Genomic DNA, 15618 nt, shown 5'->3' with positions numbered 1-15618 from the left:
GAATGAAAAAAATTTTAATTATTGCTGCAACATTAAGCCTAGCAGCTTGCTCAAAAGTAAACTTAGATAATTACGAGAAAATCGAAATTGGCATGGACAAAACTGCAGTAGAAGCAATTTTAGGAAGCGCTGATAATTGTGTAGAAAAAACCCTACACACAAATTGCACATGGGGCGATGACAGTAAAAACATTGAAATAACCTTGGTATCAAACAAAGTATCTTTGTATAGTAAAACTGGTTTAGAAAAATAAACCATTGCAGTAGGTAGTAACGATGTTGCCACCTACTGACAGTTATTACCACCAATAGACAGGATAATGACGCTTAGGGTTACGTGATAAATTATTAACTAGCAACCCAACTAACAGCATAATTGTCGTACCAAACAATACAGGGCTTACGACATAGTAATAACCTAGCTGTTGTATACCGCTACCACCAATAACCGCAATCAAAGCAGTAGCGCCACCCGGTGGATGCAAAGTACGCGTTAAGTGCATAACCGCAACTGATAGTGAAACAGCCAAAGCACTTGCCAACATTAAATCGGCAGTTAGCAGTTTTGCCACAGTAACACCCACCAACGCACTGAGAACATGACCGCCAATAAGATTACGCGGTTGAGAAAACTCTGCCAATGGCGCACCGTAAACAAGCACAGCAGTTGCACCTAAAGAACCAATTAAAAATAAATTAGTTAACGGATCAAACTGTAAGCTTTTGCCAATTATTGCAACTAAATAAATGCCTAAAAATGACCCAATTAAAGACCAGATGATTTTACTCATCGGTTTACGTGGTGGACATTGACTGGTTGCGGCCATCCTGGAAATCAGAAAGCGCATATCACTCCCCCTCAAGCTGTGTAAAAAGAGGGAGATAATACCTGATAGATAAGAAAATCGACGACAACATTTATTCCATTTCGCTATAAATCAGTTCAATGCTAACTATTTTACTTCTATTTAAGGTGATTTTATAACGCTGGTACTTTATCTCTTCGTCATTTTGATATGAAAGCACTACATTTAGTTGATAGCGCCGCTCCACACTTTGTTTAGATATTTTATTATTATCAAGATGATACAGTTTACCTTCGCCTTTTTTTAAGTTCCGCGCAAACGCCGCTAAACTAAACTGCAAGGTCTGTTGCAAGCTATCATAACCAGGTAAGAACTCTTTTGCATTAACCCGTATTTCACTGGCAAAGTGCAGCCATTGCGCTGCTTGTTTATTTTGTTGACGTCGTTTTGAAAATATTTTTCGTACATCCTCTGGAATATGTTTAAAGCGTGTATATTCAAGCCAGATGTATTGTGTAGCTATTTTATCTTTGGTAACACTATTTCGAAATTGAAATCGCCATTTTGGGCGCCCTTTCACAATAGCTCGCCAAATAACTCGTGTTATGTCTTCTTTAAAAATTTCTCGCATCCCGTAAATAGCGCCCAAAATGATCACTAATGTTGCAGTCACTTCGGTAAATGAGATCCGCGCATTCAGAACCACAACCATAACAAGCGCCATTATAATCGCTGTAACGGTTCCTTTAACCAATCGTTTTAAATAACTATTAAGGTAACGAGTATTACGATTTAACACCACACCATGCTCAATCAAACGCTGTAAAAGACGCATCTTATTGGTGATCCGGTTTGCATCCTGAAGGGTTGATTCCGAGTTATATTGCAGCTCATGTCGATAATCTTGCTCGGCTTTACAAAAATTCATCAGATCATTACGCTCTTTCGCGTAATCACTGCTACGTGGCCCTTCGTCAAGTAATTTTAAAAACGACTGCTCAATATGCCAACTCAGATAGTTATCTGCATTGGTATAAAACGAGATCAGTTTTTCATCATCAGGTGTGTAACGCCTTAGCTTTTTAAGTAAGCTTTGACTTTGTTCACATAATTCAATAGCGCGCTGATAAAACTCATCAACTTCTTCAATCTTTAATGTATCTTTGATATCAGTATCAATCGCTAGGCGGACTTGATAACAATACAAATTGAGGTTTTGCCGATAGTCTTGTTGTTCACCTTTATTTTTACTAACAAAGCGACTGCGCACTAAAGGTAAATGGATATTATTGGCGTTATACGCTAAATACGATTTGAAGTGGTTATTAAAATACGATTCTTCTGTTAACGTTTGCGGATTGATGCCCATTTCATTCGGAATAGAAAAGTACATATCAATGCGCTGTTCAGAGCGCGGGCTCAATTCAGGTTCAATTATAAAGGATAAGTTTTCATCCTGTTTTAGCAATCAGCTCTCCTAATAAGTAAAAAGATGCATCTAGTTTACTGCCACACTTTCATTTGTTCAATAAAAAAGGCCTAGTAAACTAGGCCTTCATAAGAATCCAATATTCTTACTAATTAGAATTTAACATTCACACCAGCGAAGAAACGACGACCCAGTACATCGTATGTGTACGGGTCAGTGTTTGAATCATTATTACCTGTGTAGTAAGGAGGTTGCTTATCAAATAAGTTGTTTACACCTGCAGATAATGCAACAGTTTCATTGATCATGTATGAACCACTGATGTCATGGTAGATAACAGTTGGTGTAGACGGCGCATAACACGTGTCTTTACCGATACATGAGTAACTATCCATACCAGAGATGTAACGAGCTTGATACTGTGCATCCCAGTTATCGCCAGCTGCATTTAGTGTAAAGTTAGACTTAAGATCTGCATAGCCACCAATGTTTGAAGTTATCAAACCAGCGTAATCAACAGTATCATCAAGAACAGTTACAACATACTCGTCTAGGTAAGTAGTGTCTAAACCTGCTTTCCAGTTAAGGCCTGCAGCTTCAAAGCTATATGATAAGTTTAAATCTACGCCAGACGTTTCCTCAGCACCAACATTTTGCAGCTGATTGTTGAAGCTAATTCGACCTGTGCTATCCATGCCGATATTAGCTGACTGACATAATACAGAATCAGCATTTGCAGTTGTTGCTAAACATTGATCGACAATATATTGCTCGTTAACTGATGCAATCGCATTATCAATCTCAATTTTGTAATAATCAATTGTCATGCTGAAGCCGTCAAACCACTCTGGCTCGTATACGATACCTGCTGTGAAAGTATCCGCTTCTTCAGGAGTAAGTAATGAGTTACCACCTACTGTTACTTCAGCTTGATCTTGTGCACCAGGGAAAGTTACACGTTCAAAAGAAGGTGAATTACCTGAATAAAGCTCAGAAACGGTTGGTGCTCGGAATGCTGTAGATACTACACTACGGAACATTAGTTCGTCATTTGCTTTCCATGTTAAACCTAGCTTCCATGTTTCGTCAGAACCAAATGTGCTGTAATCAAACGCACGGATTGCAGCGCTAAGCTCTACGTTTTGAGCAAATGGTGCATCAGCAAGTAATGGGATTGCAAATTCAACATACGCTTCATTTACGTCAAAGCCGCCAGCGGTTGGTTCAACCATAGGGTCATTTGCAAGGCCTTGCGCTGTTAGTGAATCTGGTGTGTACCATGCTTTCTCTTGACGGTGCTCAACGCCCGCAGCAAAAGCAGCATAACCTGCTGGTAATTCAAACATTTCACCTGATACAGATGCTGAAACTATAAATAACTGACTACCACCATTGTTTACTTCAGTGTAAACATTTTTACGGAAATCTTCAGATGTCCATGCAGCTTGATCAAGCGGGTTAAATGTACCTTCAGTGATTTGTTCTTGGATAGCACCCATATTGTGAAGGTTGGCTGTCTTATCAACAGAATCGTTACGACCGAAGTTAGCTGACACATCCCATGAGTAATCACCTACAAAACCTTCTGCACCAATTACCGCACGAACAGTGTCTACTGACTGTTCGAAATAACGAGGGCCAGTGTCTGACATACGACGCCCATAAGAGATATCATCACCATATGCGTAATTTAATGTGTCAGTAATATATTTACCGTCTGCATCACGATCTGCAAGACCATCGCCATTGCGGTCAACTTTACCTACATAAGTTTGACCAAGTAATGAATCGCCCATATTTTCATTGTACTTGAAATCAAACCATACTGGCTGTGCAGCCATTTGCTGTTGCGACCAACGTTTTGTGTAGGTAAATTCCGTAAATACACGTGTATCGTTTGAAATTTCATAACTTGCAAGGCCAGTTAAGTTCAAACGCTCCATTGGCGTGTATAAGTAGCTATCTGGCGCAAAGTTATAAAGGTCTGAATCTGTATACGGATGGAGTCCACCAAGGCCGCCTAAACCATCATCGGTTGGGGCAAGACCTGAAGTAACAGGGTTACCATCAGCATCAACTGTTGAACCATCTTCATTTACATCACCAATTACACCACCTTGCCAAATATGGCCACCTGGGCTGTATGGAGAACCACCGTTACAATTTAGACCGTTAGCACCTTCTGCAATAGGACAACTTGAGAAATCACGATCTGATTGCTTTGCTTTACCACGGTCAGTGTACTGCATACCGATAACAATGTTACCTTTATCGAATGAAGAACCAACTGTAAAATCGAATGAACTTTCAGTTGCATCGCCTTCGCCTGTGATTGCCGAGTTGACGTTCATATCAAGGCCTTCGAAATCATCTTTTAGGATGATATTCACAACACCTGCAACCGCATCCGTACCATATACAGCAGATGCACCATCTTTAAGTACTTCTACAGATTTGATCATTGAAACAGGGATCGTGTTTAGGTCAACAGTTGATGCAGCGCCAGTACCTGAGGCAATCATACGACGACCGTTTACAAGTACTAATGTTCTACTAGAACCTAGTCCACGTAAATCAATACGTGCATTACCACCAGAACCATTGTTAACGCCAGGGTTTGTCATTGCACCGCCTGTGGCGGTCATTTTTTGTAATACGCTATCGATGCTTGTGGCACCCATTGCTTTAATATCATCTGCGCCAATTAATGTAACTGGGCTAGCGTTTTCCATATCTGAACGCTTAATGCGAGAGCCCGTAACTTGGATTTTTTCAATTGATTGGGCGCCATCTTCCGCAGCCACTGCTTGCATTGTTGAAAACATAGGGATAGCTGTAACTACAGCTAAACCGATAATAGATTTTTTCATGTGAAACCCTACTTGTTGGAGAAATACCTTGCTCAGGTAGCGCTCGTTTTATTTGAGAATATCGAGTCAGCGAGGGCAACTTAGGCGGACTTAACTGAATGAAATCTGAATGAGCGGTTAATAATTACCTTCGCAATTATTGATAAACCCGCAATAGGTACATTGGTTAATGAATGTTTCATTGTTAACTAGTTAATACACCTTATATTCAAACACTTAAGTGCGAAGAAAAACATTTTAAACATGTATGAAATCAAACTAATGGACTTTGTAATTATATGTAATTAACGTATAAAAATACCTAAATCAGAAAATTTCACAAGTTAATCACATCATTTTATTAAAACTGCAAAACTGACCAACAACTGCTAACCATAGTTATGCAATAATTTTGCGTATTTAAGCTCTATGCAACTTTTTTGATAGCAATATAGTGGGGTTTAGCTTTGTTCATTGCAGCTTAATGTCAAAATAAGGTGGTTTTATGCGCACTCTATAAATTTAACTGAAAATATAAAAATTCAAGGCGAGACTTAAACTAGAAACCCTGATTTACAAATAGATACTCAACTTAATATTCAGCGTATTATTTCAGTAAATATTGCTTTGAAGTGTTTTGAACCGTTAAAGGATCAATTAAGAAATGGGTCCAGTGCATTGTTAATGCATTAAGTCAGCTAATACTTAGCAAATGAAGGTAACAAAAATAGCGTGTTTGGATAGGCAGAATAAGTGATAACGGACATTTGCAACTCTATGCCCTAAGCTTCGGATAGCAACTTTCTTAACCAACACTCCGATTTAATATGGATTAAACTGATATCAATAAGTCGCATCAAAGTAATAAAATACATGCTTAAGTTGACCCTGTGGATTTTTAACTTCGAGTGTCAATTTCCAGGTCATATTGCGCTCGGAACAAATACCAACCATACTTTGTGCGACTAAAATATCGTCAAGCGGCTCAAACAACACCGGAATATATCCCATATACATAGTGATGCCTTCAAGTTTTGCACTGTGAACTAACAATGAGCTTGGTAACGATAAATTTATCTCAAAAGGCGTTTCTGGCGTTATTTGTTGCTCACTCAACCAAATTTTCACCTGATTATCATACTCGCATAACTGATTTGGCTGACAGCTTGCACCTTGGCGTTGCTCTTCTATACTTAGCGATTGTGGGCCACATGCAATTAACAGGTTCAATACGCTTAAAAACACAACTAAAAGCTTAATTGGCATAATATTCCCTAGATAAAGTAAAGGCTGATACTAATCAGCGCAGTGTTAAAATACAACCACAGAACTAAATTCTTACACAAATGTACAAAAGTGCATCAAAAAATAACCAACTGCATGTGAAAAATTGATTGATGTCATAATTTTATGCAATTGACCTATCTTTTTTAGGCCAAAAATTTTATCATTTCCCCGCAAAAATAAGGGTTTCTCGAGTTTGTTTTCTGAAGCAGTCAAAGCTTTGAGGGTTTTTGATAACATACTTAAGAATAATAGTAGGCCCCACTTTATATAGTGGGTAATTCATTTCTAAACGCATTTATTGCAGCGGAAGCCAGAAAATGAGCCAAACAGTAGCATCACAAACTGAGTACAACTATAAGGTTGTACGCCAATTCGCTATTATGACAGTGATTTGGGGCATCGTTGGCATGAGTATTGGGGTTCTGATTGCTGCCCAATTAGCTTGGCCAGCACTTAACTTTGATACACCATGGTTAACATACTCTCGACTACGTCCGTTACACACGAACGCAGTTATTTTCGCATTTGGTACAAGTGCACTATTCGCGACATCATATTATGTCGTGCAACGTACTTGCCAGACGCGCCTTCTCTCAGACAAATTAGCCGCCTTTACCTTCTGGGGTTGGCAGTTAGTTATCGTACTTGCGGTTATCACTCTACCTCTAGGTATAACAAGTTCAAAAGAATATGCTGAGCTTGAGTGGCCAATCGATATCTTAATTGCTGTAGTGTGGGTTACCTATGCGGTTGTGTTTATGGGCACCATAGCTAAGCGTAAAGTATCGCACATTTATGTCGCTAACTGGTTTTATGCTGGCTTTATCATTACTGTTGCAGTGCTTCACATTGTAAATAGTATGGCTGTGCCTGTATCGTTAACTAAATCATACTCAATCTACGCAGGTGCAGTAGATGCGATGGTTCAGTGGTGGTACGGTCATAACGCTGTAGGTTTCTTATTAACGGCTGGTTTCTTAGGTATGATGTATTACTTTGTACCAAAACAAGCAGGTCGTCCAGTTTATTCTTACCGTTTATCTGTTGTTCACTTTTGGGCTTTAGTATCACTTTATATTTGGGCAGGCCCTCACCACTTACACTACACTGCACTTCCTGATTGGACACAGAGTTTAGGTATGGTTATGTCAATCATCTTATTCGTTCCTTCTTGGGGTGGTATGATCAACGGTATCATGACGCTATCTGGCGCATGGCATAAACTACGTACTGATCCAGTACTACGCTTCTTAGTTGTTTCATTGTCTTTCTATGGTATGTCTACCTTTGAAGGCCCGATGATGGCGATCAAGTCTGTAAATGCCCTTTCTCATTACACTGATTGGACTGTTGGTCATGTTCATTCTGGTGCACTTGGTTGGGTTGCGATGATTTCTATCGGTGCTATTTACCACCTTATCCCAGCATTATTTTCTCAAGGTCGTATGTATAGTATTAAACTGGTTAACACACACTTTTGGTTACATACTGTAGGTGTTGTTTTATACATTGTAGCAATGTGGATTTCAGGGGTTATGCAAGGTCTAATGTGGCGCGCAGTAAATGCTGACGGTACATTAATGTACAGCTTTGTGCAGTCACTTCAAGCATCACATCCATTCTATGTTATGCGCTTCCTAGGCGGTGTGTTCATCGTGGTAGGCATGCTGGTTATGGCTTATAACGTTTACCGTACTATTTCTGCGAAGAATGATTCGTTGAAATTAGATGCGCAAGCACAGTTAGCATAACGGAGTGAGATGATGAGCAATAATAATTCACAAAACAAACATGAAATAGTCGAAAAAAATATCGGCCTTATGGCTATCTTGACTGTTTTTGCTATCAGCTTCGGCGCACTAGTAGAGATAACTCCACTGATGTTCCAAGATGATACAACAAAGCCAGTCGATGGTTTACGCCCACTAAACGCGCTTGAAATGGAAGGCCGTGATATCTATGTACGTGAAGGTTGTTATAACTGTCACTCACAAATGATCCGCCCTTTCCGTGACGAAGTTGAACGTTATGGTCACTACTCGGTTGCTGGTGAGTCGGTTTGGGATCACCCATTTCAATGGGGTTCTAAACGAACTGGTCCAGACCTAGCACGTGTGGGCAAACGTTACTCGGATGACTGGCATTATGCTCACTTAGTGAATCCACGTGCTGTGGTTCCTGAGTCAAACATGCCAGGTTTTCCTTGGTTAGCAGAGGATCGCGTTGATACTAGCCTTACTCTGAAAAAGCTTAAAATTTTCCGTGATACATTTGCTATTAATCCACAAAATCCAGCTCACCCTGGTTTAGGATATGGTAGTGATGAAGAACTAATCGCTGACGTTGCTAAAGTTGATGCTATGAATGACGGTAAGGGTGCAACAGAAATGCAAGCCCTCATTGCTTACTTGCAACAACTTGGCACGCACTTGAAGTAATTAATTATGGATTACGGAACATACAGAGGCATTTTAACTCTGGTAATTTTAGTACTATTTATTGTCATTGTTGTGTGGGCATATAGTAAGCGTAGTAAAACACGTTTTAAAGACGCCGCTAATGTCATCTTTGAAGATGAGAAAAAACATAATGATACAATCTCTAACGAGGAAAAGGGGTCTGAGAAATGACTAGCTTTTGGAGTATATGGGTTATTGTATTAACCCTTGCATGCTTATTTATCATTTTTGGATTACTAGTGTGGAATTTAACAAACTACACTGGTGTTAAAGAAGGTGAAAGCTGCGGGCACGAATTTGATGGTATTGAAGAACTAAATAATCCACTACCTAAGTGGTGGACTTACATGTTCTTTGCAACATTTGTATGGTCAGTTTATTACTTAGCAGCATATCCTGGCCTAGGTAACTGGGAAGGTATTGCTAAGTGGAGCAGTTCTAACCAGGGTATAACCTCTTTAGCTGAATCTAAAAAAGCAGTTGAAGAAGCTAAAGCGAATGGCGAATTTGTAAAGCTTGATGCGGAATATCGCGCTGCAGATGAGCGTTTTGGTCCTATTTTTGCGGCTTATGCTCAGCAAGATATTGAAACACTTGTTACTGATGAAAAAGCACTGGAAATTGGTCAGCGTTTATTTGCTCAAAACTGTTCACAGTGTCATGGTTCTGATGCTCGTGGCGGTCAAGGCTTCCCTAACCTAACTGATAAAGATTGGTTATATGGCGGCACGCCAGATAAAATCAAAGAAACACTTTTATATGGTCGTATTGCTGCAATGCCACCTTGGGGTGCTGCATTGGGTGAGCAAGGCGTTAAAGAAATGACTGCTCATGTACTAAGCTTATCAGGTCGTACCGTTAACCAGAAAGATGCAGCAGCAGGCGCAGCTAAGTTTGCAATGTGTGCCGCGTGTCATGGTGCTGATGGTAAAGGTTCAGTTGCACATAACTTACCGTTTGGTGCACCTAACTTAACTGATAACATCTGGCTGTATGGTGGTTCTCAACGTGCTGTTGAAGAAACACTTAATAACGGCCGTGCCGGTGTTATGCCTGCATGGAAAGATATTTTAGGTGAAGAAAAAATCCACCTATTAACTGCATACGTTTATAGTTTATCGCAAGATAAATAATTAAAATGTTAATGGGTTGTTTATATTTTAATGTTTTAATTCAATAGATTAATTAAGATCAAAAAAGCCTCCATCTGGAGGCTTTTTTTTAGTCTTTTCAATTTAAATCCTATAAAATGCCCTTATCGCAAAACAAATTAAGTGTATTTATGACCTCTACTCCTTGGTATAAAAATTTCTGGCCGTGGTTTTTAATCTTTTTTCCGCTAGTTGCCATCATTGGCTGTATTTCCCTCTTTATAACTGCGATCGGCAATGGCCCTGATATGGTGGTTGATGATTACTATAAAAAAGGCAAAGCAATTAATTTAGAATTGAGCAAATTTGATAAAGCCAAAGCGTTATATTTACATGGGGAATTAAACGTCGAAACAGACAAAGTAAGCTTTAAATTCAATAAAGGGGATACCAGTAATATCCATTCTTTAAAGCTATCGTTTTACCACCGTACAATCCAGGCCCATGATTTTAGTACTCATTTAACCCCTAATGCAAATGGTGAATTTACAGCAATTATTGATCCATATAGTGATGGTACTTATACTGTATTTATTGAGCCAATAGACGGTAGTTGGAAGTTAAAAGAAAACATCACTTTGCCAAGTAAGCAAAGTATTACCATAAGTCCTGAATATAAGTAGTAAAGCTATCATGTCTAATAACTGCTTTCATTGCCTTGAAAGTGTACCATCTGGTTTTAGCGCGACTGTTGTTATAGACGCAAGCGCGCAACCGATGTGTTGCATTGGCTGTCAAACCGTTGCCGAGACAATTGTTGCTCAAGGTATGACAGATTATTATAAATTCAGAACCGTACGCGCTGGTAAAGTAGAACAGCTAGTACCAGAGCAATTAGCATTTATTAGCAGTTACGATAATCCAGATATTCAAGACGAGTTTATTTCTCAAACCAACGACATCAGTGAAGTGTTATTGACCGTTGAAGGGATCACTTGTGCCGCCTGTGCATGGTTGATTGAAAGGCAGCTGTTAAATATACCCGCAATCAAACGCGTTGACGTAAATACATCAACAAACCGTGCGATGATCCAATGGCATAAAGATCAGACACCACTAAGCGACATTATCAAATCGTTATTAGAAATTGGCTACAAGGCCTACCCGTTTCAAGTCGATATTGAAGCAAGTCAAAAGCAGCTAGTTGCCAAATCGTACATTCGCAGGCTCGGCGTAGCAGGCTTAATGACAATGCAAGTGATGATGTTTGCTTTCGCCATGTACTTTGGCATGTTTTCTGGCATGGAAGAAAGCTTTGAACAGTATTTTCGATGGATCAGCTTAATACTCGCTTCACCGGTTATTTTATACAGTGCTATGCCCTTTTTAACCAATGCAATTAATGGCTTAAAAGCCAAGCAGTTAAACATGGATCTTCCTGTATCCCTGGCTATTTTTGGCGCATATGGCGCAAGTAGTTACGCCACAGTGATGGCCGTGGGCGAAGTGTATTTTGAATCAATTTGTATGTTCACCTTCTTATTATTGCTAGGTAAATATTTAGAGTTTAGGGCTCGACTGAAAGCCAGTGAGTTTACTGCTAACTTACAAAAGTTATTACCACTTACAGCCCGTACTTTGGATGAAAACGGCCACGAACATATTATTGCAGCTAAAAAATTAAAACTCGGTGACCGAGTCTTAATTAAAGCCGGAGAAACAATTCCTGCAGATGGTGTTATTTGCTCTGGCAGCACCACCGTTGATGAAGCAATGATGACAGGTGAGCATTTACCAGTTAGTAAGTACATTGATCATCAAGTTTTTGCCGGTACCGTGAATCATGATGGTGTAATTGAAATTCTTATCAATAAAATTGGTCAAAATACTCTTTTAAACCAAATAATTAAATTGCAGCACAGTGCGCTTGCCACCCGTCCTAAACTGGTGGAAATCACCGACAAAGTGGCACAGTGGTTTGTTGCCTGCTTGCTGGTATTTGCCTCACTTACCGCCATCGGCTGGTATCAAGTTGACCCTGAACATGCCTTTTGGATCACCATTGCGGTCCTTGTTGCAACTTGCCCATGTGCGCTAAGTTTAGCAATTCCAACCGCCTTAACCTGCGCGGTGGCTACCTTAACCCGCAAAGGAATACTCATTAAGCAGTCTCATGTGCTAGAAACACTACCACAATTAACGCGCGTTGCTTTTGATAAAACAGGCACGTTAACACAGGGGCGTTTTAGCCTAGATGCTGTGGACTTATTAGCAAATTCTTTATCTAAAAAACAGATTTTGGCTCTTGCAGCACAACTTGAAAGTTACTCCGAACACCCTATTGCGACTGCATTTAATGAGTTCACACCCACACAGCGCGACTTAACGAATATTAAAATTCATCCTGGCTGTGGCATCACCGGTGAAGATGACAATCATAACTATGCAATTGGTAAAAGTGGTTGGTTCAACAGTAAAAAAAGTAATGCTCAAGCAACGTTCTACATTGATCAACAACCGGTTGCTAATTTTTACTTTGTAGATGAAGTAAAAAGTAATGCTGCAAACTTAATTACCTCTTTACAACAGCAAGGCTTAACCTGCCACATGCTAACTGGGGACGCCTCAAATGCAGGGCAACAAATTGCTAAGAAGCTCAAACTTGATAGCTTTAAAGTAGGCTGTCTACCAGAGGATAAACAAAGCGAAGTGAAGCTGTGGTCAAGCCAAGGTGAAATTGTTGCTATGGTAGGAGATGGTGTCAACGACAGTCCAGTGTTTAATAGCGCGCATTTATCTATCGCAATGGAAACCGGCGCTGATATTTCCAAAAACACCGCCGATGTGGTATTACTCAATAGTGATTTAGCCGCTATAGAGCATTTATTGACGGTATCGAAAAAAACACGCCGAATAATAAAGCAAAATTTAGCGCTTTCATTGCTCTATAATGGTTCAATCTTACCGCTTGCGGCATTAGGCCTAGTTGCACCTTGGATGGCTGTGATTGGGATGTCTGCCAGTTCCATCATTGTGATCAGTAACTCACTAAGGTTATTAAAATTATGAGTATAATTTATATTCTAGTTCCAATTGCTATTTTATTTGTACTGATCGCGATTGGAGTGTTTTTTTGGGCCGTTCGCGGTGAACAATTTTCAGATTTAAACAAACAAGGTCATAGCATTTTGTTTGAAGATGATAAAGAGCAGCACAAAAAAAGTAATGATTGACCCCTTATTTGTCAGCGCTTTTATCATGGGCCTTATTGGCAGCGGACATTGCATAGCAATGTGTGGTGGTATTGCCAGCTCCTTACAATTAGCCACAGATAAAACCCGACCATTGCAGTACTCCATTGCGTATAACATCGGTCGTGCCGGCAGTTATATACTCGCAGGGGCGCTCGTTGCTGGGATCAGCAGCCATTTTGCCACCCAAAGTCATTGGTTCGCGTTAATTTTAGCGTTTTTAAGTGGCCTGTTTATGATTTTGGTTGGCTTGTATATCATGCGGTTAGGCGCAAGCTTACAATGGCTGGAATCGCTAGGGAAAACCTTGGTGTGGCAGCACTTGGTAAAACTAAATCGTTTTATAATGCCAATCAACTCATTACCTAAAGCAATGGCTTATGGCGCATTATGGGGTTGGTTACCCTGTGGTTTAGTTTATTCAGCGCTAACCTGGGCGATGACCAGCAACACAGCCCTTGATGGCGCTCTAGTCATGCTATTTTTCGCGCTTGGTACGTTTCCCGCGATGTTAAGTATCGGCATGGGCGCACAAGTATTACATAAAGTATTAAATCACCCATGGGCACGAATAGCACTGGGCAGTGTACTTATTTGGTACGGGATTTATTTACTTATCATTGCAACTGACAAGCTGCTGCATTAATCTTAACAAATTAATGTGACAACATTTAATGGACTGAACTAATGGATTTATATCAAAACAAAGCCAAAAATAATTGCACAATCAGCTGCAATGACTGCAGCATAAGTCAACTGTGCTTACCTTTTACCCTCAATGGGCAAGAAATGGATAAACTTGATGAAATCATTGAGCGTAAAAAACCATTACACAAAGGGGATTTCCTTTTTGAATCAGGAGCGCCACTGAACGCTATTTTTGCTGTTCGTTCTGGTTCATTTAAGTCCTACACCCTTTCAGAGCAAGGTGACGAGCAAATTACTGGCTTTCACCTCGCAGGAGATTTAATCGGCTTTGATGCAATAAATAAAATGGCACACCAAAGCTTTTCTCAAGCGCTCGAAACCTCAATGGTATGCGAAATTCCATTTGAAACACTTGATGATCTAGCGGGTAAATTACCAAAACTACGCCAGCAGATTATGCGCCTGATGAGCAGTGAAATTAACTACGACCAAGAAATGTTTTTGTCACTGAATAAAAAATCAGCCGAAGAGCGCTTAGCTAGTTTTATCTACAACTTGTCAAATCGCTTTGGCGAACGCGGGTTTTCTCGTAAAGAGTTTCGCTTTACCATGACCCGTGGTGAAATTGGTAATTACCTTGGTTTAACCGTTGAAACGATTAGTCGTTTACTGAGTCGTTTTCAAAAAGCTGCTTTAATAAAAGTGGAAGGTAAGTTTATCACTATTCTAGATAGTGATGGGTTATCCGCAGCTGCAGCAATCCACCCAAAATAAACTTGATCTAGCGCAACTAGTTGTTAGCTGTTACTTTAACTACTCACGTTATACGTTACACTCTAGCTATAAAGTAGTTAAAGGAGCAGCTTATGAACACCATCAAACAAATACTCGCCATTATTGATCCAACCGCTGAGTCTCAGCATGGTTTATCTCGCTCTATCGAATTAGCCAAAAAGTCCGGTGCCAGTATCACCGCTTTTATGAGCATTTATGATTTTTCCTATGAGATGACGACCATGCTCTCTGGCGATGAGCGCGAGGCAATGCGCAATGCCGTCGTTAAAGACCGTCAGTTATGGCTGGATGAAATTTTGCAACACTACCCAGACGTCGATATTAACAGCCAAGTGGTTTGGCATAATCGCACTTATGAAGCGATCATCGATACGGTAATAGACCAACAGTTTGATTTGGTTGTAAAAGGAACTCACCAGCACGATACACTTAAGTCAGTAATTTTTACTCCAACCGATTGGCATTTAATTCGTAAATGCCCAGCCCCGGTATTATTGGTAAAAGAGCACGCTTGGCCTTCGCAGGGTAATATTTTAGCTGCTGTTAACGCTGTAAGTGAAAACCAACAGCACCTTGATTTAAACCATCGTATTATTCAAGATGCGCAGTTTTTATGTGAACTGGCTAACGCAAGCCTTAGTATCGTTAACGCCTATCCTGCGACACCGGTAAACATTGCAATTGAAATCCCTGAGTTTAACCCCAGTATTTATAACGAATCGGTAAAAAAACACCATATAGAATCGACCCATGAGTTAGCAGCTAGTCATCAAATCGCCCAGCAAAACTGTGTCATAGAAGAAGGTTTACCAGAGGACGTGATCCCTGATGTAGCAAAGCGCCTTAATAGTGAATTAGTGGTGATTGGTACGGTTGGCCGCACTGGATTAAGTGCAGCCTTAGTAGGTAACACCGCAGAGCATGTCATTGACAGCCTTGATTGTGACGTATTAGCCTTAAAACCCGACGGCTATGTGAGCCCGCTGGCAAAAGATTAAATAAA

Annotated in this window: 15 protein-coding genes; 11 read left to right on the top strand and 4 right to left on the bottom strand. The window is 40.1% G+C overall.

What is annotated here, in order from left to right; all coding sequences use genetic code 11:
- The first annotated feature begins 2 nt into the window (after positions 1 to 2).
- Entirely contained in the window at positions 3 to 254 is a 252-nt protein-coding gene (locus H5162_RS01810; RefSeq protein ID WP_182777490.1) for a DUF3862 domain-containing protein, read from the top strand.
- A 45-nt stretch (positions 255 to 299) separates the two neighbouring features.
- Here H5162_RS01810 and H5162_RS01805 read toward each other — a convergent pair whose 3' ends face one another.
- The 4 genes from H5162_RS01805 to H5162_RS01790 form a co-directional block, all read right to left on the bottom strand.
- A complete protein-coding gene (locus H5162_RS01805; protein ID WP_145233523.1) occupies positions 300 to 848 on the bottom strand; it encodes an HPP family protein in 549 nt (182 codons plus the stop codon).
- Between the two features lie 70 nt (positions 849 to 918).
- Complete coding sequence (locus H5162_RS01800) at positions 919 to 2274, bottom strand: hypothetical protein (RefSeq protein ID WP_182735217.1); 1356 nt, start codon at positions 2272 to 2274, stop codon at positions 919 to 921.
- Between the two features lie 113 nt (positions 2275 to 2387).
- A complete protein-coding gene (locus tag H5162_RS01795) occupies positions 2388 to 5105 on the bottom strand; it encodes a TonB-dependent siderophore receptor (RefSeq protein WP_145233519.1) in 2718 nt (905 codons plus the stop codon).
- Between the two features lie 822 nt (positions 5106 to 5927).
- Positions 5928 to 6350, bottom strand: coding sequence for a hypothetical protein (locus H5162_RS01790; RefSeq protein ID WP_145233516.1), 423 nt, complete (start codon positions 6348 to 6350; stop codon positions 5928 to 5930).
- A gap of 338 nt (positions 6351 to 6688) precedes the next feature.
- Here H5162_RS01790 and ccoN point away from each other — a divergent pair, with 338 nt between their 5' ends.
- From ccoN to uspE, 10 genes are all read left to right on the top strand, one after another.
- Positions 6689 to 8122, top strand: a complete 1434-nt coding sequence (gene ccoN, locus H5162_RS01785; RefSeq protein WP_145233514.1) for a cytochrome-c oxidase, cbb3-type subunit I — start codon at positions 6689 to 6691, stop codon at positions 8120 to 8122.
- Between the two features lie 12 nt (positions 8123 to 8134).
- Positions 8135 to 8809, top strand: a complete 675-nt coding sequence (gene ccoO, locus H5162_RS01780; protein ID WP_145234075.1) for a cytochrome-c oxidase, cbb3-type subunit II — start codon at positions 8135 to 8137, stop codon at positions 8807 to 8809.
- A gap of 6 nt (positions 8810 to 8815) precedes the next feature.
- On the top strand, positions 8816 to 9001 hold the full coding sequence (locus H5162_RS01775) for a cbb3-type cytochrome c oxidase subunit 3 (RefSeq protein ID WP_064667100.1): 186 nt from the start codon (positions 8816 to 8818) through the stop codon (positions 8999 to 9001).
- Positions 8998 to 9963: a cytochrome-c oxidase, cbb3-type subunit III gene (ccoP, locus tag H5162_RS01770; protein WP_145233511.1), complete on the top strand. Its 966-nt coding sequence runs from the start codon at positions 8998 to 9000 to the stop codon at positions 9961 to 9963. Before H5162_RS01775 ends, ccoP begins: the two co-directional genes overlap by 4 nt.
- A gap of 149 nt (positions 9964 to 10112) precedes the next feature.
- Positions 10113 to 10604 carry a FixH family protein gene (locus tag H5162_RS01765; protein ID WP_145233509.1) on the top strand — a complete coding sequence of 164 codons (492 nt, stop codon included), beginning with the start codon at positions 10113 to 10115 and terminating at the stop codon, positions 10602 to 10604.
- Positions 10605 to 10614: 10 nt separating this feature from the next.
- Positions 10615 to 12990 (top strand): heavy metal translocating P-type ATPase, encoded by a 2376-nt coding sequence (locus tag H5162_RS01760; protein ID WP_182731416.1) that lies wholly within the window; start codon positions 10615 to 10617, stop codon positions 12988 to 12990.
- Positions 12987 to 13154 carry a cbb3-type cytochrome oxidase assembly protein CcoS gene (ccoS, locus tag H5162_RS01755; RefSeq protein WP_145233504.1) on the top strand — a complete coding sequence of 56 codons (168 nt, stop codon included), beginning with the start codon at positions 12987 to 12989 and terminating at the stop codon, positions 13152 to 13154. Before H5162_RS01760 ends, ccoS begins: the two co-directional genes overlap by 4 nt.
- Positions 13147 to 13818: a sulfite exporter TauE/SafE family protein gene (locus tag H5162_RS01750; RefSeq protein WP_182777487.1), complete on the top strand. Its 672-nt coding sequence runs from the start codon at positions 13147 to 13149 to the stop codon at positions 13816 to 13818. Before ccoS ends, H5162_RS01750 begins: the two co-directional genes overlap by 8 nt.
- A 41-nt stretch (positions 13819 to 13859) precedes the next feature.
- On the top strand, positions 13860 to 14594 hold the full coding sequence (locus H5162_RS01745; protein WP_145233499.1) for an FNR family transcription factor: 735 nt from the start codon (positions 13860 to 13862) through the stop codon (positions 14592 to 14594).
- Between the two features lie 92 nt (positions 14595 to 14686).
- Positions 14687 to 15613, top strand: a complete 927-nt coding sequence (gene uspE, locus H5162_RS01740; RefSeq protein ID WP_182731414.1) for a universal stress protein UspE — start codon at positions 14687 to 14689, stop codon at positions 15611 to 15613.
- The last annotated feature ends 5 nt before the right edge of the window (positions 15614 to 15618 follow it).

Origin of the sequence: Pseudoalteromonas sp. SR41-8 (genome assembly GCF_014163915.1) — a bacterium.
Lineage (GTDB): Bacteria > Pseudomonadota > Gammaproteobacteria > Enterobacterales > Alteromonadaceae > Pseudoalteromonas > Pseudoalteromonas rhizosphaerae.
Note: the sequence above shows the minus strand (reverse complement) of the source record. Positions and strands in the feature narration are given on the sequence as shown.

Excerpts from the sequence above, each read along its gene's own strand:
- H5162_RS01795 (WP_145233519.1), bottom strand. The coding sequence starts at position 5,105 with ATGAAAAAATCTATTATCGGTTTAGCTGTAGTTACAGCTATCCCTATG.
- H5162_RS01750 (WP_182777487.1), top strand. The coding sequence starts at position 13,147 with ATGATTGACCCCTTATTTGTCAGCGCTTTTATCATGGGCCTTATTGGC.
- uspE (WP_182731414.1), top strand. The coding sequence starts at position 14,687 with ATGAACACCATCAAACAAATACTCGCCATTATTGATCCAACCGCTGAG.
- H5162_RS01745 (WP_145233499.1), top strand. The coding sequence starts at position 13,860 with ATGGATTTATATCAAAACAAAGCCAAAAATAATTGCACAATCAGCTGC.
- H5162_RS01790 (WP_145233516.1), bottom strand. The coding sequence starts at position 6,350 with ATGCCAATTAAGCTTTTAGTTGTGTTTTTAAGCGTATTGAACCTGTTA.
- ccoS (WP_145233504.1), top strand. The coding sequence starts at position 12,987 with ATGAGTATAATTTATATTCTAGTTCCAATTGCTATTTTATTTGTACTG.
- ccoP (WP_145233511.1), top strand. The coding sequence starts at position 8,998 with ATGACTAGCTTTTGGAGTATATGGGTTATTGTATTAACCCTTGCATGC.
- H5162_RS01775 (WP_064667100.1), top strand. The coding sequence starts at position 8,816 with ATGGATTACGGAACATACAGAGGCATTTTAACTCTGGTAATTTTAGTA.
- H5162_RS01810 (WP_182777490.1), top strand. The coding sequence starts at position 3 with ATGAAAAAAATTTTAATTATTGCTGCAACATTAAGCCTAGCAGCTTGC.
- ccoO (WP_145234075.1), top strand. The coding sequence starts at position 8,135 with ATGAGCAATAATAATTCACAAAACAAACATGAAATAGTCGAAAAAAAT.
- H5162_RS01765 (WP_145233509.1), top strand. The coding sequence starts at position 10,113 with ATGACCTCTACTCCTTGGTATAAAAATTTCTGGCCGTGGTTTTTAATC.
- H5162_RS01760 (WP_182731416.1), top strand. The coding sequence starts at position 10,615 with ATGTCTAATAACTGCTTTCATTGCCTTGAAAGTGTACCATCTGGTTTT.
- ccoN (WP_145233514.1), top strand. The coding sequence starts at position 6,689 with ATGAGCCAAACAGTAGCATCACAAACTGAGTACAACTATAAGGTTGTA.
- H5162_RS01805 (WP_145233523.1), bottom strand. The coding sequence starts at position 848 with ATGCGCTTTCTGATTTCCAGGATGGCCGCAACCAGTCAATGTCCACCA.